The sequence below is a fragment of the Sphingobium sp. VMM genome (genome assembly GCF_056790315.1).
Genome location: NZ_JBXGSI010000007.1, coordinates 162,506 through 184,443, shown reverse-complemented (window position 1 = coordinate 184,443; position 21,938 = coordinate 162,506). Strand labels below are relative to the sequence as shown.

The following is a 21,938-nucleotide window of genomic DNA, read 5'->3' as shown; positions in this document are numbered from 1 at the left end:
GCCGCAACAAGTCTGTCGCATCATGGTCGCCTGATCGTCGCTTCGCTGGCGCGTCGGTGTCGCTTCACAGGCGCGCGATTGTCGCGCTGCCGTCGCTTACCGATGACCCTATGCCGGGAAAATGGCGCAAAACGGGGCGACGACACTGTGAACTTCGTAGGAAAATCCGACTGTCGCGTCGTCGCCGACCGGTCAGGCGAGGCCCACTTCCTTGAGCGGAATGCCGGCATCGGCCAGTTGCGCCGGGTCGAGATGGGCGCCCGACAGCACATGGGCGCGGCCCTGGACATAGTCCTTGACCGCATTGACGCAATCGAGCGCGATCAGCTTGCCGCCCTTCAAATAGACGACCGAGAAGCTGCGGGTGGCGGGATCGCCGCGCAGCACGGTCTGGTCGAAGCCGGTCGAGAGGCCCACCGTCTGGAGCTTGAGATCATATTGGTTCGACCAGAACCAGGGCACGGCGTCATAGGCCTCTTCCTTGCCGAGGATATGGGCCACGGCGGTCTTGGCCTGGTCATTGGCGTTCTGGACGGATTCGAGGCGCATCTGCGCGCCGCCGGCAAAGCGGTTGGCATGGGATGCACAATCGCCCACGGCATAGATATCGGGCAGCGAGGTTCGGCAATATTCGTCGACATCGACGCCATTGCCGCCGGCCGCGCCGGCCGCGATCAGCGGGCCGGTTTCGGGCACGATGCCGATGCCTACGATCACCATGTCGGTTTCGATCCGCTCGCCATCCTGCATCAGCACCGCGGTGGCCCGGCCATCCTCGACCGCGATACAGTCCATCTTCGCGCCGGTGCGCAGATCGACGCCATGGGCGCGATGCTCCGCCTCGTAGAAGCGCGAGAGATCCTCACCCGCGACGCGGGCCAGCACCCGGTCGAGCGCTTCGAGCAGGACGACGGTCTTGCCGAATTTGGAGAGGACGGCGGCCGCCTCCAGCCCGATATAGCCGCCGCCGATGATGGTGACATGGTTCACGCTGTCGATCTTCGCCATCATCGCGTCGACATCGTCGCGGCGGCGCACGGCATGGACATTGGCGGCTTCAGCGCCGCTGCAGGTCAGCATCCGGGGGCTGCCGCCGGTACACCAGATCAGCTTGTCATAGCCGATTTCCGCCTCGCCGACGGTGACGAACTTGCCGACCGGATCGACGCTCTTGACCCGCTTGCCCAGCAACATGTCGATCTTGCGCTCGTCCCAGAAGGCGGCGGGGCGGATCAGGATACGGTCGAAGCTCTTGTCGCCGGCGAAATATTCCTTGGACAAAGGCGGGCGCTCATAGGGCGGATCCTTCTCGTCGCCGATCATGCCGACCGAGCCTTCGAAACCGTGCTGCCGCAGCGAGATCGCCGCCTGCGCGCCGGCATGGCCGGCCCCCACGATCAGAACGTCATAATAGCTCATCCGCCCGCTCATCCTCTTTTATCCGGGGCTTTGCTTGGCGGCATTTGGCGATGCTGGCAAGCGCCGATGTGGCGGGGCGGGCAAGCGATGCCCGCCAACCATCGTCGGGGCGGTGCGCGCCGGTCAGGACATGGTCAGAACGCCTTCATAGGCACGGTCTTCCAGCGCCTTGCCGGCGCCCATGGCGACGCACATCAGGGGCGTGTCGGCGATCCGCACGGGCAGGCCGGTGGCTTCGGACAACGCCTCATCCAGCCGGCGCAGCAGCGCGCCGCCGCCGGTCAGGGTGATGCCCTCGTCGATGATGTCCGACGAGAGTTCGGGCGCGGTCTGTTCCAGCGCAGTCATCACCGCCATCACGATCTGACCGACCGGTTCGGACAGGGCGTCGCAGATTTCCGCTTCGCTGATGGTCATTTCGGCCGGGCGACCATTTACCAGGTCGCGGCCCTTGACGATGATCCGCTCGCCCTCGCCATCGGGCGGGGTGGCGCAGCCGATCGCGCATTTGACCCGTTCGGCGGTGGCTTCGCCGATCATCAGATTATGGACGCGGCGGATGTGCGAGGCGATCGCGTCGTCCAGCTTGTCGCCGCCGACGCGCGCCGAATTGCTGTAGGCGATGCCGTTGAGCGACAGCACGGCCACTTCGGTCGTGCCGCCGCCGATATCGACCACCATCGCGCCGCGCGGTTCGGTGACGGGCAGGCCGGCGCCGATCGCCGCGGCCATCGGCTCCTCGATCAACTGCACCCGCGCCGCGCCGGCGTTGGAAGCCGCATCGCGCAGCGCCCGGCGCTCGACCATGGTGGAGCCGGTCGGCACGCAGATCACCACATCATAGCGGCGGCCGAAACGCCCGCCATCCTGCGCCTTTTCGACGAAATGCTTGATCATCTGTTCGGCCACGTCGATGTCGGCGATCACGCCGTCGCGCAGCGGGCGGATCGCCTGGATATTGGCCGGGGTCTTGCCCATCATCAGCTTGGCTTCATTGCCCACCACCTTGACCTTGCGGATGCCACGAATGGTCTCGATCGCGATGACGGAGGGTTCGTTCAGCACGATGCCGCGGTCGCGGGCGTGGATGACGGTATTCACGGTGCCAAGATCGATCGCCATGTCGCAGGCGGTCGAGGAGAAGAAGCGGGGCATTTTCATGGGAAAGCGGCGATCTGCAAAGATTGTGAAACAATGGCTCCCTGTGCCGCCGCCCGGCGGCGATCAGAAGGGCGCTGCGCCAGTCCGTCCGTTTCCCGCGTCTGGCCGAGGCTGAAGGGACGGAAAAGCGCGATAAAGGGCGGTTCAGGCGGTCTTGCGGATCAGGCGGCGCCCCAGCAGCACGCCGACGATGCCGAGCAGGAACAGGGTCCAGCCCGGCGCTTCGGGCACCGGCGTGCCGCCCGAGCTGCTGCCGGTCGGCGGATCGATCGGCGGGGTATAGCCGCCCGTATAGGTGCCCAGATGCATCTCGCCATTCTGGGTCAGGTTGCCGAACACGGCCGATCCCTGGATATAGTTGGCGGTGGTCGCATCGGCCCAGGGCGCGAGCAGCGATCCGCCCCAGCTATTGGTGAGGTCGAGCGACTGGGCGTCGCCGAAATTCCAGATCACATGTTCGCCAAGATTGGCGGTGCCGCCCAGGAAATTGTCGTTGAGGCTGACCGCGCTGCCGCTGACATTGACGATCGCGGTGTCGGCGCCGTTCAGGTTGAAGGCGATCTCGCCCACCTTGTCGAGATCGGCGGCGCTGATCGAGAAGACGGCCAGGCCGTTGGCGTCGGGGCTGGCGTTGAAGGTTGCGCGATTGCCGCTGATCACCATGTCGCTGTTGGCGGCCAGGCCCGACAGGTTGGTCGACAATTGCTTCATGCTGCCGGCCAGTACCGTGCCCTGCGTCGCCAGGCTGGATGCGAAGCCGGGGTCCGACGTGGCCAGGCCGGACTGGACGCTATTCTGGTTGATATTGGTGTTGCTGATGGTGCCGCCGACCTTCACCGTCTGGGCCGCGCCATTGAGGTTGAAGCCGCTTTCGACATTACCGCCGACCAGCGCGCCCGACCCGTTGTTCAAATTCTTGATGCCGCCGGTGACATTGCCGACCACGGTGAGGCCCGCCTGTCCGGTCGTGGACGTGGCGGGGGTGCTGATCTGGTAGCTGGAGGATGTGCCGGTGAGGTCGCCGCCAACGAAGGTGCGGCCCTCCACTTCGGAAGAGGAACTGAGGTCGCCCAGCACGATCAGATTCCATTCGCGCAGCGCGTCGGTGCCGGTTACGGGTGAGGCATGAGCGGGGGCGGCAGCCAGCAGCGCCAGCGACGCCGAAACCATGAAACCGGTCTTTTTCATAATAGATAACGCCAAGTCTTCGCATGTCGTCACAATGGATTGCGTGACGCGTGGCGAAGTCCCCCCCTTCCGCTCTCTGGATTGTCGGCCCCGACTCCGACGCCGGAGCGCCAAGGACAGGGTGGGGGCGCCATAGTCCTGTCGGACCAGTGCGGCAATATTTTATTAACTATTGCACGAAGAGCGTGGCAGCTCGTCTTGGCGAGGGAAGGTGCGGACTTTTCAGGCCAGGGTCAGGTAAAGTTCCGCCTCGATCAGCCACTCGCTGCCAATCTGCCGCCATTTGGCGGTGTAGGCGCCCGAGGCGATGAGGATGCCGGACGATGCGGCGGCGCCCTGCCACTGGCCATGTTCGAAGGCGATCGGTTCGACGGGCGAGACGAGGATCGTGTCGGGCGTGCGGGTGTAGATGCTGCGATCGGGCGCGGCAAATTCGCGCTTCCAGGCCATCAGCTGCGCCTTGCGCCCGGCGATGACGCCGCTGTCGGTGCCGGTCACCATCACCACATCCTGCGCCAGGATCGGCCCGATGGCGGCCAGGTCGGCATCGGCGAGCGCCCGGTTGAAGCTGGCGCGGCGCAGGCGGATGGCAAGATCGGCGGTGGCGGTCATGGCGCTTCCCTTAGCAGGCGGCGCTGCCGTCGCCATGCCCGTCAGGCAAAAAAAGAACGCCCGCAGCGGGCTGCGGGCGTTCCGTTCGCCAGACCGGGCCATGTCGAGGAGGGCATGGCCGGCCCGGCGGGGAGAGGGGGGTTAGAGCTTGTAGCCCAGGGTCAGCACCCAGGAGCGGCCTTCGCCCGGATTGGCCCAGCCATTGTTACGGATGCTGGTATAATATTTTTCGTTGGTGAAGTTCTGGACGTTGAGCTGCGCCGTTAGCTTCTCGTCGAAGGTGTAGGACAGCATCGCCCGGTGAACGAGATAATCGTCCGAGTGATAGATCGGGACGATCGTCGTGCTGCCGGCCACCAGCGGCGTGACCAGGGCACGATTGTTGAGCGCGAAGCTGCCCTGGTAGGTCAGGCCATAGCCCAGTTGCAGCCCGAAGGGCAGGGTATAGGTGGTGAACAGGCTGCCCGAATGCTTGGGCGTATTGGTCATGTCCTGACCCTTCTGCACATCGGGGATCAGAACATTGTTGCCGCACGGGTTGGACGTAGCCGATCCGATCCCGGATGCAGTGCCCGTCCACGGGCTCGCAAGGCATGCATTGGACACGCTCTGGATGACCTTGCTTTCGAGATAGGTGTAGTTTGCGAAGATCGTCCAGGCTTCGGTGATGTTGCCGCTGGCGCCCAGGGTGACACCGTTCACGCGGTTGCGGCCATCATTGACGGGCAGCGTGCCGACAAACGGATCATTGCTGGTGACGCGATAATTTTTGCGCTCGTTGCGGAACAGGGCGGCGGTCAACTGAAGGCCGCCATCGAACAGGTCGATCTTGCCGCCGATCTCGTAATTGACTGCTTGTTCCGGATTGGCGTCGCAGGCGTCGTTGGAGCCGTTGGTTCCGGTGATGATCAGGCCGCAGCCCGATCGCACCGTGGTGGCCGTCGGCGTCTTGCTGTTGGAATAGGCGACATAGAGGCTGGCATTGTCGGCCGGCTTGTAGACCAGGCCGATGCGGTAGGAGAAGAGATCGTCGCTCGCATTCTGCTGCGGGCCGGTGGTGTAGGCGCCCCCGGTGGCGAGGGTCGCGATCGTGTCGGAGCGGAAGCGGGCGCGGTTATGCTCCCAGCGGACGCCGCCATTCAGTTCGAGCCCATCGACGATCTTGGCCGCAGCAAAGGCATAGGTCGCGATGTTGAACAGGTCGCCCATCTGGTGGCCGGACCGGATCTTGTTGACCGGGCCGGTATAGATGCCGTTCGGATCGCTGATGCTGATCGGATCGAGCGTGGGGTTCGGCGTGGCGCCGTTGGCGTTGCGCAGGACGTTGCCATTGTCCAGCGTGTAATCTTCCTGCAGCATAGAGGTGCCGATGACCAGCGTATGGCCGCCCGGAATGTTGAAGGTCAGGTCGAGCTGATTGTAGAGCGTCTGGTTGACCGAGTCCCGGAAGCCGCCACGCGGGCCGCTGGGATAATACATGCCCGGCACCTGGCCGGCGGCGCAGGCCGCACCGGTCGGCAGTGTGCCGTTGGCGAGGCAATAGGCGCCCTGTGGCGGGTTGACGACCAGATTTTGCTCGACGCGCTGCCAGCGCGACAGGTTGCGGACCGACAGCAGGTCGCTGAAACGATGGTCGAAGATCGCCGTCGCCTGGTCGATCGTCTGATCCTGCTTGTCGAGATTCTTGTAGCCATAATAGCCGCTATAGGGCACGCCGGGCAGTGGCCCGTCATAGATCGCATTCTTGTAATAGGGGATGCCGTAAAGCGGCGTATTCTCGTCTTCCTGATGGGTGTAGAGCAGGGTCAGCGAGGTCGGCCCTTCCACGCCCAGCTTGACCGAGGGGGCCACGCCCCAGCGCTTGTAGCTGTCGACATCGCGCCGGGCGACGTCATTTTCATGATACATGGCGTTGAGGCGCACGGCGATTTGCTCGTTGACGCGGACATTGCTGTCGATGGTCGCGCGATAATAATCGGACGTGCCGATGCCGCCCTGCACCAGCGTTTCGCTGTCGGCCTTGGGGCGCTTGGTCACCAGGTTGATGTTGCCGCCGATCGCGCCCGAACCACCATAGACGGAGTTGGCGCCGTTGGTGACCTCGATCTGCTCCAGGTTGAACGGGTCGGTGCGGCTATATTGGGCGCTGTCGCGCACGCCATCGATGCTGATGTCGGTGTTGGCGCTCTGGCCACGCAGGTTGATGCTGTCGCCATAGCCGCCGCCGCCTTCGCCCGCGCCGAAGGTGATGCCCGGAACGGTGGACAGCACGTCGCGCAGGGTGAGGAGGTTCTGCTTCTGGATGGTCTGGTTGCCGATCACCGTGATGGTCTGCGGCGTGTCGAGCAGGGGGCGAACATATTTGGGCGATTCGGGCTTTTCCACCTTGATGGAACTGTCGTCGATCGCCGTGTCGGTGACCGTGACGCCACCCAGTGCCTGGCCCTGGCCATTATCCTGCGCGTGTGCGCCGGATGCGAAGGCCATTGCGCCGACGCAGCTCAGTGCAAGGAAGGATGGAGTGTTTCCATATTTCGCCATTGTTTCAGAACCCCTTTCGATTGTTGCAGGGGCTGCTATTGCGACCTATTCGCATTGTCAATGCTATTGCGAGTGGATATCTGTTCGACGATGCTTTTTTGCTAAATGATGTAAAAGTCGCACAGTCGGAAAAGTGGCTAAATGGCCAACATATGGATCATAACGGCCCATCAGCGGCGCGTGCCTGTCAGTGGCACCCGAAGGCATTGCTTTATCGCGTGCGATGTCGCTTCATACGCGGTCGAATGCGCACAAGGCGGCCAAAACCTGCCGATTTTGGCGGTCGGCCTCGAAATGGGCGAGGGCAGGGTCGCGATCGGCGATCGCGTCGATGATGCGCAGACGACCGTGGCGCCATATGCCGAGGTCGAACATGTCGGCCCCGGTGCCGTCGCGCTCCACATCGCGCGCGCTCCCCAGCGCGACACGGGTCAACAGCTCGAACAGGGGCTGGCTGACCATTTTGAACAATATGTCCTGCAGCCGGCCTTCCAACTGGCCGAGCCCGTCCATGCTATCGCATGCATCGATCTGACTGCGCAGATCGAGTAATTCCCTGTGAAGGGCCTGGTCGTCGCATCGCGCGGCAGCGGCGCAGAGCCGGTTGAACAACAGCGAGGTGATGTCGAGTATCTCGCGCCAGGAACCCGGTTCGCCGCACAGATAGGCGCCCAGCATCCGTTCCAGATCGGCCATTTGCGGTCGCCGGCCATAATAGCCGCCGCCTGGCCCGCGCCGGACCTCCAGCAAGCCCTCATGCTCCAGGATGCGTGCTGCCTGCTGGACCGTGACGATGCCGACCTCCAACTCGCGGGCAAGGGTTTGCAGCGAACCAATCTGCTCGCCGGCCGGTGCAGCGAGGATGCGCCGGCGCAGGGCGTCGGCGGTATGGCGGACGATCTGCCGCTTGCCGGCCGCCGGTTCGGTCAGGTCATTTTGCTGCATGAGGCTCATATGAGTTAATATGCATGTTGATAGAAATTTCGCAAGGGCGATACTGAATGAGATCGCCTTGATGATCTAATAATATGCACATTAATATCGATCCCAAGAGACGCCGCTCGGTTCTGGAGCGGTGCCGCTGCGCTTGCCGCGCCGGAAGGAGAGAGCCATGGCATTCAGGGATCCCGTGATCGACGCATTGCCGCGTCACCCCGTCATTATCGGCGGACAGCGCGAAGTGCCGAACGGCCCGGCGCGCCACGTCCATGTCTATCCCGGCACCGGCAAGGTGACGCAGGAACTGGCCCTGGCGGACGCCGAGGATGTCGACCGGGCCACCGCCGCCGCGCGCAAGGCTTTCCCCGCATGGCGCGCGATGCCGGGCGACAAGAGGCGCGACCTGATGTTCCGCATCGCCGCGCTGCTGGAGGCGAAGTCGGCGGATTTCGCGCCCAGCCTGATCGCCGAAAATGGATCGGTGGCGATGGTGGCGCCCTATATGGGTTATGATGCCGCCCAGAAATTCCGCTATTTCGGCGGCTGGTGCGACAAGCTGCACGGGCGCACCATTCCGATGTGGGGCGCGCCGGCCCATGATTATGTCAGCTATGATCCCTATGGCGTGATCGGCATCATCGTGCCGTGGAACGGGCCGCTTTTCGCCGCGACCATGGTGCTGGCGCCGGTGCTGGCAGCGGGCAATTGCGTGGTCATCAAGGCGCCCGAACTTGCCCCCTACAGCGTCATGCAACTGGTCGAACTGCTGCATGAGGCGGGCCTGCCCGATGGCGTCGTCAATCTGGTCACGGGCGGCGCCGATGTCGGGGCGGCGATGGTCAGCCATCCCGGCATCGACAAGATCGAGTTCATCGGATCGGGCGCGACCGCGCGTCAGGTGCTGGCCAATGCGGCCCAGTCGCTCAAGCCCGTCGGCCTGGAACTGGGCGGCAAGTCGGCCGTGGTCGTGTTCGATGATGCCGACCTGATGCTCGCGGCGAAGAAGGGGCTGACCGGGGCGATTTCCTCCAATGGGCAGGGGTGCATCAATGGCACGCGCCTGCTTGTCCAGCGCGGCATTTACGACCGCTATCTCGACCTGATCGGGGCGATGGCGGGCCATGTCCAGTCAGGCGACCCGTTCGATCCCGCAACGGTGCTGGGTCCGGTGATCAGCCAGAATGCGCTCGACCGGATCAGCGGCATGGTGGCGCGCGGCGTCGCCGATGGCGGCCGCATCATCGCGGGCGGCCAGCGGCTGGGCGGGGATTTTTCCGATGGCTTCTTCCTGCCGGTGACGATCCTGGCGGACGTGCCCGACCAGTGCGAGATCGCCCAGAATGAGGTGTTCGGGCCGGTGCTGGTCGTGACGCCGTTCGAGGATGAGGAGGAGGCGATCGCGCTCGCCAACGGCACCGACTATGGCCTGGGTGCCTATGTCCACACCCAGAATTTGCGCTGCGCCCATCATATGGCGCGCGAGCTGCAGGCGGGCATGATCCATGTGAACGGTTCGGGTGAGGCGATGCAGCCCAATTGCCCGTTCGGCGGCTTCAAGCAGAGCGGGCATGGCCGGCTGGGCGGGGTCGAGGGGCTGCATGAGTTCCTCCAGCCCAAGAATGTCTGGATGAGCATGGCCGCGCCGGAGGGTGGGCAATGAGCCTGTGTGATCCCGCAGCGCGCAGCGCTCTCGGCAGCGGGCTTCAGACGGAACTGACGGGGCGGGATGATCCCGCGCCGCAATCACCGGTGGCGGAGAGCTGGCGCGATTTCATCTATGCCGAAATCTGGTCTCGTCCGGGGCTCGATCGACGCGCGCGCTTCCTGATCGCGCTGGCTTCGGCGGCCGGCGCCGATGCGCCCGCCGACCGGCTGGACGGCTATGTCCGTGGGGCACTGGCGACCGGCGCGCTGACCCAGGCCGAATTGCGCGAGGCGGCGCTGCATGTCGCGGTCTATTCCGGCTGGGATAAAGGGGGCGCGATCGATGCTGCGATCGATCGGGTCGAAGCGGAGCAGGGGCTGGCGCCGGTTCTGCTGGCACCGATCCGGGCCGAACCCTGGGATGCGCAGCAGCGCATGGAGCAGGGCTTTGCTGAATTTCGTGCGGTGATGACTTTTGACGGCCCGCGCGTCGGCAATGGCCTCCCCTATCTGCAGGATGGCATATTGAACTTCGTGTTCGGCGAAATGTGGTGCCGGCCAGGCATCGATCAGCGGTCGCGCCGCTTCCTCACGCTGGTGGGCGTCGCAGATTCCGCGGCCACCGTGCCGATCGCCAGCCATTTCCACGCAGCCATGGCGAGCGGCAATTGCACCGCCGCCGAACTCAACGAATTCGTCCTCCAATATGCGGTCCATGCCGGCTGGCCCAAGGCGTCGGTGATCCAGGGCGTGGTGCTGGAAATGGCCGGGAAGGTCGCCAAGGGCCTGGCCTGGAACGCGCGGGAGGAAGGGCGATGAGCATCGCGATCGACATGCGCGGCAAGGTGGCGTTGGTGACTGGCGCGGCTTCAGGCCTTGGCCGCGCGACGGCGGTGAAACTGGCACAGGCCGGCGCCGGGCTGTGTTTGGTAGACGTCAATGCACAAGGGTTGGCCGAAACGCTGAGCCTGCTTGCTGAGGGCGAGCATCAGACGGCGGTTGTCGATCTGGCCGATCCTGACGCTTGCCGTGCCACCGTCGATGCGGCTGTCGCCCATTTCAGCCAGCTCGATGCGCTGTGCAATGTCGCTGGCCTCATCTATCTCGCCAATTCGCCCGACATGCCCCGGCTGCTTTGGGACAAGACGCTGGCGGTCAACCTTACCGCGCCCTTCCTGCTGTCACAGGCGGCAATCCCGCATCTGCTGAAGGTCAATGGCGCGATCGTGAATGTCGTCTCTTCGGCCGCGTTCATCGGCGAGGCCTATGCCGCCGCCTATTGCGCGTCGAAAGCCGGCCTTCTCAACCTCACCAAGGCCATGGCGATGGAGTATCAGAAGCAGCCGATCCGCATCAACGCCGTTGCGCCCGGTGGCATGATGACCAATATCGCCACCAATTTCCGGCCGCCCGCAGGTTGCGACTTCGAATTGCTCAAGCGTTTTTCCGGGATGCGCGGCACGGTCGAGGTCGATGATGTCGCCGACATGGTCGCGCTGCTCGCCTCGCCGGCCGGGCGTGGCTTCCACGGCAATTGCATCTCGATCGATGCCGGGATCACCGCAGGATGAGCGGGATGGAACGGATCGGCTTCATCGGCCTGGGTAGCCAGGGTGGTCCCATGGCTGAACGGATCGCTGCCGCTGGCTATCCGCTCATGCTCTGGGCCCGCCGTGCGGATGCGCTGGCGCCCTTCCTCGAAAAGGGCGCCACGGCAGCGCCGGACATCGCGACTTTGGGGGCGACCTGCGATCATGTCGGCATCTGCGTCGTCGATGACGCCGGCGTGGCCGAGATCGTCGGGCAATTGCTGCCGGCGATGCGACCGGGCAGCCGGATCGTCATCCATTCGACGATATTGCCCGACCAATGCGTCGCATTGGCCGAACGCTGCGGGGAACGCGGCATTGCCTTCCTCGATGCGCCGGTCAGTGGCGGTGGCCCGGCCGCGGCGGCCGGCACCTTGACCCTGATGTGTGGCGGTGCGGTCGATGTCTTCAAGGCGGCCCGGCCGGTGCTGGAAAGCTTTGGCGGCCTGATCGTGCGAATGGGTGATGTCGGCGCGGGGCAGCGCGCCAAGATCGTCAACAATGCGCTGATGGCGGCCAATATGGGTCTGGCCCACGCCGCGATGGAGGCGGGCAGGGCGCTGGATCTGGATGGCACGGCCCTGCGCGACCTCATCAAGGCGAGCAGCGGCCGCAGCTTCGGTTTCGAGGTTTATGCCCGCCTGCCGACGCCCGGCGCCTTTGCCCATGGCGCGCCGCTGCTGCGCAAGGATGTCGGTCTGCTGATGGCCAGCCTGCCTGATGATGCCAGTGCCGAAGCCTTGTCCCGCGCCGCCACGCCCCTTCTCTCCGCCGCCTGCGGCGACTGACTTTTCAGGAGACCGATCCATGTCCTTCACTCTCGACCAGTTCCGCCTCGACGATAAAGTCGCGATCGTCACGGGCGCCGGCGGACGCGGCAATTCCATCGGCCGGGCCTATGCACTGGGGCTGGCGGCGGCCGGTGCCGCCATCGTCGTTGCTGACCTCAATGGGGAAGGCGCCCAGGCGGTGGCTGACGAGATCATCGCCAGCGGCAGCCGCGCCATTGCCGTCAAGGTCGATGTGGCTGATGAGGCATCAACGCTGGCCATGGCGACGGCGGCCAGTGATGCCTTTGGCGGCGTCGACATCCTCATCAACAATGCCGCGCTGATGGTCGATATCAGCTACGACAATATCGAAGCCGTCAGCCTCGACGCCTGGAACCGGGCCTTTGCGGTCAATCTCAATGGTGCGCTGCTCTGTGCCCGCGCGGTGATCCCTTCGATGCGGGCGCGTGGTGGCGGACGGATCATCAACCAGACGTCGGGCGGGGCATTTCCAGCGACGGGCCTCTACGGCATTTCCAAGCTGGCGCTGGTGGGCCTCACGACGACGCTCGCAAAGCAACTGGGCAAGGACAATATCACCAGCAACGCGATCGCGCCGGGCAATGTCACGTCGGATGCCGGCAAGATGCTGGTGCCCGACGATTCCCCGTTCATCCAGTTCCTGCAGATGAGCTGTGCCCTGCGCCCGCGCGGCGAGCCGGATGAACTGGTCGGCACGGCCCTGCTGCTCTGTTCGGATGCGGGGCGCTGGATTACAGGCCAGACGATCCATGTCGATGGCGGATGGGTGTTGCGCCCTTGAACGGGGGCGGGGCGTCATGGCACAAATCGCGATCAGGCCATGATGTCCGTTGCCGGATCGGCGTCCGCGATTCCCGTTCGCAAGATTATCGGCATTTTACCGTAATCGCCGAATAATCTGCGTATTATTTCCAAAATCGTCAAATGTTACGAAACACATTCGGCCGCCCCCTTGATACCGTTTCCTCCAGAAAAGAACAGAAATGTGGCGAGGAAAACAAATAAAAACAGGGGGTTTTTATGTTGTCATCTCACAAGGGTCGCCTTTTCAAGCTGTTGCAGGCCGGCAGTGCATTATCCTGCATGGTCGCCATGGCTGGCGGCGTCGCACAGGCCCAGGAACAGGATCAGGGCGAAATCGTCGTCACCGCGCTCAAGCGCAACACCCGCGTTCAGGACACGCCGATCGCCATCACCGCAGTCACCGGCGCCAGCCTGGAAGCGGCCGGCACCAGCAGCTTTACCGAACTGACCCGCGATACGCCCAGCCTGCGCATCGTCGATGGCGGCCCCGGCAATCGCCGCGTCATCCTGCGCGGTGTCACGGCGGCCGGCGAACCCACGGTCGGCGTCTATTATGACGAAGCGCCCGTATCCGGATCGGTCGGCACCACCAGCGATGCTGCCGGCGCCACGCCCGATTTCCGCATCTTCGACGTGGAGCGCGCCGAAGTGCTGCGCGGCCCCCAGGGCACGCTCTACGGTTCCGGTTCGATGGGCGGCACGCTGCGCATCATCTTCAACAAGCCCAAGACCGACAAGATTGAGGCGGCCTTTGCCAGCACCATGTCGGCGGTCGAGGGCGGATCGATGGGCGCGTCCTTCGACGGGATGCTGAACGTCCCGCTGATCGAGGACAAGCTGGCCATCCGCATCGTCGGCAACGCCACCCAGGTCGCGGGCTATGTCGACAACAGCTATTATGGCTACAAGAATATCAACGATCCCTACACCTATGGCGGCCGCATCATGCTGCGCTTCACGCCGACCGAGGCGCTGACGCTGGACTTGAGCGCCAATTACGAGAAGGCTGCCGGTGAATCGCCGCGCTGGTATGCCGAAACCGGCAAGCGCTGGACCACCGACGCGCGATCGGAATCGGGCAATTACGACACCAACCGCATCTATAATGCGACGCTCAACTATGATTTCGGCCCGGTCGTGCTGACCGCCATCACCACTTACACCGACCGCGACCGCATCGTCGTCGGCGATGTCAGCGATACGTTCAACGGCCGCGACACCGCCGCCCGCTGCCAGACCTATCGCGGCAATGGCGCGGCCTGCTCCGCCGACGTGCTGGCCGATTATCTGTCCGACACCCGCGCCTTGCTGTCGTCCAGCCTGTACCAGCCGCAATCGGTCAAGAACTGGCTCAACGAAATCCGCCTGAGTTCGACCGGGGATGGCCCGCTCAACTGGACCGTCGGCCTGTTCAGCGAAGATCGCAAGACGGTGGTGCGCTCGACCCTGCTCAAGGCCGACCCGGACACCGGCTTCCTCTACGATCCCGATGATATCGCCAATCTCGCCTATGATCGCACCATCAACGACAAGCTGAAGCAGAAGGCGGTCTTCGCCGAAATCTCCTACAAGCTGTTCGACAAGCTGACGCTGACCGCTGGCGCGCGCTATTATGATTACAAGAAAACGGTCGGCGGTCGGATCGACATGGGCCAGGAACATTATGCCTCGGTGGTGACACCTTATACCGAAGCCAAGTCGTCCGAGGACGGCGTCCTTACCAAGTTCAACATCTCCTATCAGGCGACCCCCGATGTGATGATCTATGCCCAGGCGGCACAGGGCTTCCGGCCGGGCGGCGTCAACCAGGTGATCGGCCTGTCGGCGGCGCTGGCCGCCTACACATCGGACAGCCTGTGGAACTATGAACTGGGCTTCAAGAGCAAGATCCTGCCGCGCACCTATCTCAACATGGCGACCTACCAGATCGACTGGAGCAACATGCAGGTGTCGGCCCGTACGGCGGGTACCGGCTCGGTCTTCGGCCTCATCTCCAACGTCGGCGCGGCCCGCATTCGCGGCGTCGAGGCGGAATTTTCGACCGAGATTGCCGGCATCAGCTTCAGCGCCAACGGTTCCTACACCGATGCCAAGCTGACCGAGGATCAGGTCAGCACCATCGTCGTGGCATCGGGTCGCAAGGGCGACCGGATCGCCAATGTGCCGAAATGGAATTTCGGCGGATCGGCCGAATATAAGCATATGCTGACAGATGCGATGGATGCCGTCATCCGCACCGATGTCACCTATAATGGCAGTTCCTACAGCACGATCAGCCCGACCGACACCTATCGGCGCCGGCTGGACGATTATACGCTGACCAACCTGCGCCTGGGCGTGCAGGCCAGCGACAACAACTGGGGCGCCCATTTCTTCGTGAACAATCTGTTCAATGAACTGGCGGTGGTCAGCTCCAGCTCCAGCAGCAACACTGGCGGCAAGACGGTGGTGTTTACTGCGCCGCCGCGCACCTACGGCATCAACCTCACCAAGAAGTTCTGATCGCCTGGCACGGGGGCGGCCTGTCGGTCGCCTCCCTTTTCGGGGGCCTTATGGCGGCCCCATGATCGACACAGGGGGATGATATGTTCAAGCGACACATGTGTTTCGCCGGCCTTTCACTGCTCGCACTAGTTGCCGGAGGGGCGATCGCCCAGCCCGCCAAGGCGCCGGTGGAAGCGGTCAAGCCCCGCGCCGGCGCCAATCCCGCACCGGCGCGCGCTGCCGGCGAAGGCGCCGGCCCGTTCCGCAAGATGGTGATCCGCGGCGTCACGCTGATCGACGGCAGCGGCGCGCCGCCGCGCGGACCGGTCGACATCGTCATCGAAAATGACGTCATCGCCGACATATTGCCGGCCGGCACGCCGGGCCTGCCGTTCAAGGCGGGGCGTGCGCCGACCGACGCCGATTATGAACTGGACGCGACCGGCATGTTCGTGACGCCCGGCTTCATCGACATGCATGTCCATGGCTCGACCGACGACAAGGCGCCGGACCTGTCCTATTCCTACAAGCTGTGGCTGGCCCATGGCGTCACCACGGTGCGCGGCGTCGACCTTGCGCCGATGGAAGTGTCCCTGAGCGAACGGGCGCGCTCCGCCCGTAACGAGATCGTCGCGCCCCGCATCTTCGCCTATCAGCGTCCTGGCCAGGGCAAGGGCTGGACCGGTGGCCGCACCAATACGCCCGAAAAGGCCCGCGCCTGGGTGCAATGGGCGGCCAAGCAGGGGATCGACGGCATCAAGCTGCTGGACGATCCGGACCAGCCGCCCGAAGTGATGGCCGCCATCATGGACGAGGCGAAGAAGCTGAAGCTGGGCACCACGGCGCATCTGTCCCAGATCGGCGTGGGGCGCATGAATGCCGAACAGGCGGGCGACGCAGGCCTGGGCACCGTCACCCATTTCTACGGCCATTTCGAATCCCTGCTGAAGAATGGCCCGGTCCAGAACTGGCCGGTCGACTATAATTATGCCGACGAGCAGGACCGGTTCGGCAATGTCGCCAATCTGGCGGAAGAAAGCGTCGAGCCGGGATCGGATCGCTGGTGGGCCTATCTGGAGCATCAGAAGGCCAATCATGTCACCTTCGATCCGACCATGACCATCTATGCCGCCGGCCGCGACCTGATGCTGGCGCGCAATGCCGACTGGCACGACAAATATACCATGCCGCAGCTGTGGAATTTCTACATGTCCTCGCGCGAGAACCACGGCTCTTATTTCTATGACTGGACCACCGCGATCGAGGTGAAGTGGCGGAATTTCTACCACAAATATATGCGCCTGATTAACGACTACAAGAATATCGGCGGGCGCGTGACCACGGGCTCGGACTCCGGCTTCATCTTCAAGCCCTATGGCTTTGGCTATGTCCAGGAACTGGAGCTGCTGCAGGAAGCCGGCTTCAATCCGTCGCAGGTGATCCAGTCGGCGACGCTGAACGGCGCGCTGACGCTCTATGATCCCAGGGGCGAAGTGCCACCGATCGGCACGGTCCGCGTCGGCAAGCTGGCGGACCTCGTCATCCTCAAGGAAAATCCGCTGCAGAATTTCAAGACGCTCTACGGCACCGGCACGCTGCGTCTGAATGAACAGACCCAGCGGCTCGAACGGGTGGGCGGCGTCAGCTACACGGTCAAGGACGGCATCGTCTATGACGCGAAGAAATTGCTGGCGGATGTCGCGGACATGGTCGTTGCCGAAAAGCGGCGCATGGGCATGCCGGAACAGGGGCTGCCTCACCCGTGACGGGATGGGGCATCATATATTCAACAGGGACGGGAAAAGAATGAAGAAGAAGATGCTGATCCGGTCGGGCCTTGCTGCGCTCGCCCTCATGACGGTCGCCAGCGCCTCCCAGGCGCATGATCCGGACGAATGGTATGTCGGCGGCGCGGCCGGCATCGTCAACGGCAAGAAGCCGACCTTCGTGCCCGCGCCGGCGCGCGGCAGCGCTGACAATGTCGGCCCCTTCCGCAAGCTGGTGATCCGTGGCGCGACCTTGATCGACGGCACCGGCGCACCGCCGCGCGGCCCCTATGACATCGTGGTGGAAGGCAACAAGATCACCGCCATCACCCAGGCCGGCTGGCCCGGCCTGCCGCAGGCGAAGGGGCGTGCGCCGACCGACGCCGATTATGAGATCGACGCGACCGACATGTATGTGATGCCCGGCTTCAACGACATGCATGTCCACACCCCCGCCAGCGACAAGGCGCCGGACATGAGCTATGCCTACAAGCTGTGGCTGGCCCATGGCGTGACTACCGTGCGCGGCGTGCCGCTGGCCGATCCGGTCGTGGCCAGTTCGGAAAAGAACCGCTCCGCCGCCAACGAGATCGCGGCGCCGCGCATCTTCAACTATCAGACATTGGGCGCCGGCTGGGACGGCGGGCCGATCGACAGCCCGGACAAGGCGCGCGCCTGGGTCAAATGGGCTGCCGCGCACAATATCGACGGCATCAAATTCTTCAACCGGCCCGAGGAAACGCCACAGATCATCGCCGCCGCCATTGACGAGGCGCACAAGAACAAGATGGGCACCACGGCCCATCTGTCACAGACCGGCGTCGCCAATTTCAACGCCTATGACGCGGCCGAGGCGGGACTGGATACCGTCACCCATTATTATGGTCATTTCGAATCCCTGCTGAAGGACGGGACGATCCAGCGCTTTCCGTCCGGCTATGACTATAACAACGAACAGCATCGCTTCGGCGAGGTGGCGGAAATCTGGAACCAGACGGTCGAGCCGGAATCCGAACGCTGGTGGGATTATCTGAAGCATCAGAAGGAGAAGCATGTCACCTTCGACCCGACGATGAACATCTATGCCGCATCCCGCGACCTGATGCGGGCGCGCAATGCCGACTGGCAGAATCTCTACACCACGCCGCAGCTCTGGGCCTATTTCCAGTCGACGCGCGACAATCACGGTTCCTATTTCTACGACTGGGGCACCGAGAACGAGTTTGCGTGGAAGAAATTCTACAACAATTATTTCAAGCTGGTGAACGACTATAAGAATATTGGCGGCCGGGTGACGGTCGGCACCGATTCCGGCTTCATCTATAAGGTCTATGGCTTCGCCTATATCGAGGAGTTGGAACTGCTGCGCGAAGCCGGCTTCTCGCCGCTGGAGATCATGCGCTCGGCCACCATGTGGGGTTCGCAGACCCTCTATGAGCCCAAGGGCATGGCGCCACCGACCGGCGTGCTGCGCGTCGGCATGCTGGCCGACATGGTCATCACCAGGGAAAACCCGCTGGCCAATCTCAAGACGCTCTATGGCACCGGTCATTCGCGTCTGAACCCGGAAACCAACAAGCAGGAAATGGTCGGCGGCGTCAGCTACACGATCAAGGACGGCATCGTCTATGATGCCAAGAAGCTGCTGGCCGAAGTGGCCGAGATGGTGAAGGCGGAAAAGGCCCGCACCGGCCAGGCTGGCGCCGGCCCGGCCAATCCCAACGCCATGTAATGGATCGAAAGCGGCGCTCTGGGGAAGGGCGCCGCTTTCATGTCATAGCGGCAGCGCCGTCGTCGACTTGACCTCTTCCAGCACCGCATAGGTCCGCGTCTCGCGCACACCCGGCATGTCGACCAATTCCTCGGCCAGGAATTTCCGATAGGCGGCCATGTCCTTCATCCGGACCTTGATCAGATAGTCGAAGCCGCCGGCCACCATATGGCATTCCAATATGTCCCGCTGCCGCCGCGTCGCTTCGGCAAACTGGCGGAAGATGTCGCCGGTGGTGCGGTTGAGCAGCACTTCGATGAAGATCAGCAGCGGCCGCTGGTTGAGGTGCGGGTCGAGCAGCGCGACATAGGAAGAGATATAGCCATTGTCCCGCAGCTTGCGCGTCCGGTCGAAACAGGCCGATGGCGAGAGATTGCAATGCTTGGCCAGATCCTGGTTGGTTATGCGACCATCGGTCTGAAGCTTGTTCAATATCTTCCGGTCAGTTTCGTCCAGGTTCATCGAAACCCCCAAAACGCTAGCAGTTGGCCAAACCTCAACGATATCTGTGCAAGTCGCGGAAAATGCTGGGCTGCGATCCCATGGGCTCATGCCGGGGATAACGTATCGCTGTGGGAAACCCTCAGCGGCATCGCACGTCCCTCGCAGGATTAGCGCCCAACTTGCCAGCGAGGCAGGAGTGTACTAAATGGTACACAATGTCGCAGCCGTCAGGGCTGGGCGACTCGATCGGCCTGTGGACCCGTGGGCACCGCTCTCCGACGACCATAAGAGATGAAGGAGGTGCCGCGTGTCAGGCACGAAAATGCACGGCCAGCCGCTTGTTCGCGGTTGGCTGCTTCTGTTGGGGGCGGTGATCCTTGCCGCTGGCCTCTTTTTCGCCATTGGCGGCGGCAAGCTCGTCAGCCTGGGCGGCAGTCCCTATTTCCTGATCGCCGGCATCGCGCTGGTCCTCGCGGGCGGCCTCATTGCCCTGCGCAAGACCAGCGGCGGCCTGCTTTTCGGCGCTACCTTCCTGCTGACCATTTGCTGGGCGTTGTGGGAGGTTGGCTTCAGCTTCTGGCCACTGATCTCACGCCTGCTGGCGATGGGTGTCGGCGCGACCGTCGTTGCGCTCTCCTATCCGCTGCTGCGGCGCGGTGACGGTTCGTCGCCAGCCTGGCGGCCTGCATTGCTGATGGCGGCGCTGGTCGGCCTCGGTTCGGCGGCCGGTGCGGCCGGCATGTTCATGGTCCATCCGACCGTGCCCTTTGCCGGGCAGGTGGCTTCGCTGGTGCCGGTCGATCCGGCGCGCGAGCAGAAGGACTGGACCGCCTATGGCAACACGCCGGGCGGCAGCCGCTTCGTTGCGCTCGACCAGATCACCCGCGACAATGTGAACAAGCTCAAGGTCGCCTGGACCTATCGCACCGGCGACGTCGCCCAGAGCGACGGCAATGGCGCCGAGGATCAGAATACCCCGCTGCAGGTCGGCAACACCCTTTTCATCTGCACCCCGCATAATAATGTCATCGCCCTTGACGCCGATACCGGGCGCGAGAAGTGGAAGACGCTGATCAATGCCAAGGCCTCGGTCTGGATGCGCTGCCGGGGCCTGGCCTATTTCGACGCCCATGCGCCGATCCAGCAGCCGAGCCTGCCGGGCGCAACGCCGGTGACGGCAGCGACCGTGCCGGCCGGCGCCGCCTGCCAGCGTCGCATCCTGATGAACACCATCAATGCCGAACTGATTGCGCTCGATGCCGACACTGGCAAATTCTGCCCTGATTTCGGCACCAATGGCCGGGTCGACCTGAAGGCCGGCCTGGGCAATGCGCCCGATCCCCAATATCAGCTGACCTCCGCGCCGACGCTGGCGGGCACGACCGTCGTGGTCGGCGGCCGTGTCGCCGATAATGTGCAGGTCGACATGCCGGGCGGCGTGATGCGCGGCTTCGACGTCATAACGGGCAAGCTGCGCTGGGCCTTCGATCCGGGCAATCCGGCGATCACCGGCGCGCCGGCGGCAGGCAAGACCTATGCCCGGTCGACCCCCAATGTCTGGGCGGCCATGTCCTATGATCCGGCGTCCAACACCGTGTTCATGCCGGTGGGCAGCGCTTCGGTCGATCTCTACGGCGTGACCCGCAGCGCGCTCGATCATAAATATGGCGCGTCGATGCTGGCGCTCGACGCCACCACCGGCCGCGAAAAATGGCATTTCCAGACGGTCCATAACGATCTGTGGGACTTCGACCTGCCGATGCAGCCGAGCTTCGTCGACTTCCACGTCGATGCCGCGCACAAGGTGCCGGCGCTGGTTTTCGGCACCAAGGCAGGGCAGGTCTATGTGCTCGATCGCGCCACCGGCAAGCCACTCACCGACGTAAAGGAAGTGCCGGTCAAGCCGGCAAATATTCCGGGCGAGCCCTATTCGCCGACCCAGCCCAGGTCGCTCGGCATGCCGCAGATCGGCGTCGGCCCGCTGACCGAGGCGGACATGTGGGGCGCCACTCCGTTCGACCAGCTGCTCTGCCGTATCGCCTTCAAGGGCATGCGCTATGAGGGGCTCTACACCGCGCCGGGCACCGACAAGTCGCTGAGCTTCCCCGGATCGCTGGGTGGCATGAACTGGGGCGGCATCTCGACCGATCCGACCAGCGGCACCATCTTCGTCAACGACATGCGCCTTGGCCTGTGGGTTCAGATGTTCCCGCAGACGGCGGCGCAGAAGGGCCAGTCGGGTAGCGCGGGCGAGGCGGTCAATACCGGCATGGGCAGCGTCCCGCTGAAGGGCACGCCCTATTCGGTGGTGAAGGACCGCTTCCTGTCGGCGCTGGGCATTCCCTGCCAGGCGCCGCCCTATGGCACGCTGACCGCGATCGATCTCAAGAGCCGAGCCATCAAGTGGCAGGTGCCGGTGGGCACCGTGCGCGACACCGGGCCGATGGGTATCCGCATGGGCCTACCGATCCCGATCGGCATGCCGACGCTGGGCGGTACGCTGGCGACGCAGGGCGGCCTGGTCTTCATCGCCGGCACGCAGGACTTCTATCTGCGCGCCTTCAACGCGGCGACCGGTGCGGAAGTGTGGAAGGCCCGCCTGCCGGTCGGCAGCCAGGGCGGCCCGATGAGCTATAAGTCGCCCAAGAGCGGCAAGCAATATGTGGTCGTGACGGCAGGCGGCGCGCGCCAGTCGCCCGACCGGGGCGATTATGTGATCGCCTACACGCTGCGCTGAACCATGGGCGGGGCGGCCCGGCGCCGC

The 21,938-nt window shown here is 63.9% G+C and carries 16 protein-coding genes; 9 read left to right on the top strand and 7 right to left on the bottom strand.

Annotated elements, in window-relative coordinates:
• Positions 1 to 192 precede the first annotated feature (192 nt).
• The 6 genes from ACUCV3_RS11205 to ACUCV3_RS11180 form a co-directional block, all read right to left on the bottom strand.
• Positions 193 to 1,419, bottom strand: a complete 1,227-nt coding sequence (locus ACUCV3_RS11205) for an NAD(P)/FAD-dependent oxidoreductase (protein ID WP_048937000.1) — start codon at positions 1,417 to 1,419, stop codon at positions 193 to 195.
• Between the two features lie 123 nt (positions 1,420 to 1,542).
• Positions 1,543 to 2,580, bottom strand: a complete 1,038-nt coding sequence (locus tag ACUCV3_RS11200) for a rod shape-determining protein (protein WP_004212110.1) — start codon at positions 2,578 to 2,580, stop codon at positions 1,543 to 1,545.
• 144 nt (positions 2,581 to 2,724) lie between these two features.
• Complete coding sequence (locus ACUCV3_RS11195) at positions 2,725 to 3,768, bottom strand: choice-of-anchor A family protein (protein WP_048936998.1); 1,044 nt, start codon at positions 3,766 to 3,768, stop codon at positions 2,725 to 2,727.
• Between the two features lie 222 nt (positions 3,769 to 3,990).
• Positions 3,991 to 4,380 (bottom strand): DUF4440 domain-containing protein, encoded by a 390-nt coding sequence (locus ACUCV3_RS11190; protein WP_048937052.1) that lies wholly within the window; start codon positions 4,378 to 4,380, stop codon positions 3,991 to 3,993.
• Positions 4,381 to 4,521: 141 nt separating this feature from the next.
• On the bottom strand, positions 4,522 to 6,921 hold the full coding sequence (locus tag ACUCV3_RS11185) for a TonB-dependent receptor (RefSeq protein WP_279776236.1): 2,400 nt from the start codon (positions 6,919 to 6,921) through the stop codon (positions 4,522 to 4,524).
• A 231-nt stretch (positions 6,922 to 7,152) separates the two neighbouring features.
• Complete coding sequence (locus tag ACUCV3_RS11180) at positions 7,153 to 7,875, bottom strand: GntR family transcriptional regulator (RefSeq protein ID WP_279731659.1); 723 nt, start codon at positions 7,873 to 7,875, stop codon at positions 7,153 to 7,155.
• Positions 7,876 to 8,032: 157 nt separating this feature from the next.
• Here ACUCV3_RS11180 and ACUCV3_RS11175 point away from each other — a divergent pair, with 157 nt between their 5' ends.
• From ACUCV3_RS11175 to ACUCV3_RS11140, 8 genes are all read left to right on the top strand, one after another.
• Positions 8,033 to 9,520: an aldehyde dehydrogenase family protein gene (locus ACUCV3_RS11175; protein ID WP_279731658.1), complete on the top strand. Its 1,488-nt coding sequence runs from the start codon at positions 8,033 to 8,035 to the stop codon at positions 9,518 to 9,520.
• Positions 9,517 to 10,323, top strand: coding sequence for a carboxymuconolactone decarboxylase family protein (locus ACUCV3_RS11170; protein WP_279776237.1), 807 nt, complete (start codon positions 9,517 to 9,519; stop codon positions 10,321 to 10,323). Before ACUCV3_RS11175 ends, ACUCV3_RS11170 begins: the two co-directional genes overlap by 4 nt.
• A complete protein-coding gene (locus ACUCV3_RS11165; protein WP_279731416.1) occupies positions 10,320 to 11,075 on the top strand; it encodes an SDR family NAD(P)-dependent oxidoreductase in 756 nt (251 codons plus the stop codon). Before ACUCV3_RS11170 ends, ACUCV3_RS11165 begins: the two co-directional genes overlap by 4 nt.
• Positions 11,072 to 11,881: an NAD(P)-dependent oxidoreductase gene (locus ACUCV3_RS11160; RefSeq protein WP_279731418.1), complete on the top strand. Its 810-nt coding sequence runs from the start codon at positions 11,072 to 11,074 to the stop codon at positions 11,879 to 11,881. The genes ACUCV3_RS11165 and ACUCV3_RS11160 overlap by 4 nt, the downstream gene beginning before the upstream one ends.
• 19 nt (positions 11,882 to 11,900) lie before the next feature.
• The gene (locus ACUCV3_RS11155) at positions 11,901 to 12,686 is read left to right on the top strand and encodes an SDR family oxidoreductase (protein ID WP_048936991.1); all 786 of its coding nucleotides are present in this window, start codon (positions 11,901 to 11,903) and stop codon (positions 12,684 to 12,686) included.
• A 239-nt stretch (positions 12,687 to 12,925) separates the two neighbouring features.
• On the top strand, positions 12,926 to 15,211 hold the full coding sequence (locus ACUCV3_RS11150; protein WP_482240628.1) for a TonB-dependent receptor: 2,286 nt from the start codon (positions 12,926 to 12,928) through the stop codon (positions 15,209 to 15,211).
• Positions 15,212 to 15,309: 98 nt separating this feature from the next.
• Positions 15,310 to 16,959, top strand: coding sequence for an amidohydrolase family protein (locus ACUCV3_RS11145; RefSeq protein WP_279731431.1), 1,650 nt, complete (start codon positions 15,310 to 15,312; stop codon positions 16,957 to 16,959).
• Between the two features lie 40 nt (positions 16,960 to 16,999).
• Complete coding sequence (locus ACUCV3_RS11140) at positions 17,000 to 18,691, top strand: amidohydrolase family protein (RefSeq protein WP_279731421.1); 1,692 nt, start codon at positions 17,000 to 17,002, stop codon at positions 18,689 to 18,691.
• Positions 18,692 to 18,733: 42 nt separating this feature from the next.
• Here the strand turns inward: ACUCV3_RS11140 and ACUCV3_RS11135 are convergent, their stop codons facing one another.
• The gene (locus ACUCV3_RS11135; protein ID WP_010336120.1) at positions 18,734 to 19,192 is read right to left on the bottom strand and encodes an Lrp/AsnC ligand binding domain-containing protein; all 459 of its coding nucleotides are present in this window, start codon (positions 19,190 to 19,192) and stop codon (positions 18,734 to 18,736) included.
• Between the two features lie 304 nt (positions 19,193 to 19,496).
• On the opposite strand from ACUCV3_RS11135, the gene ACUCV3_RS11130 reads away from it, so the two are divergent.
• Positions 19,497 to 21,911, top strand: a complete 2,415-nt coding sequence (locus ACUCV3_RS11130; RefSeq protein WP_482240642.1) for a glucose/quinate/shikimate family membrane-bound PQQ-dependent dehydrogenase — start codon at positions 19,497 to 19,499, stop codon at positions 21,909 to 21,911.
• Positions 21,912 to 21,938 lie beyond the last annotated feature (27 nt).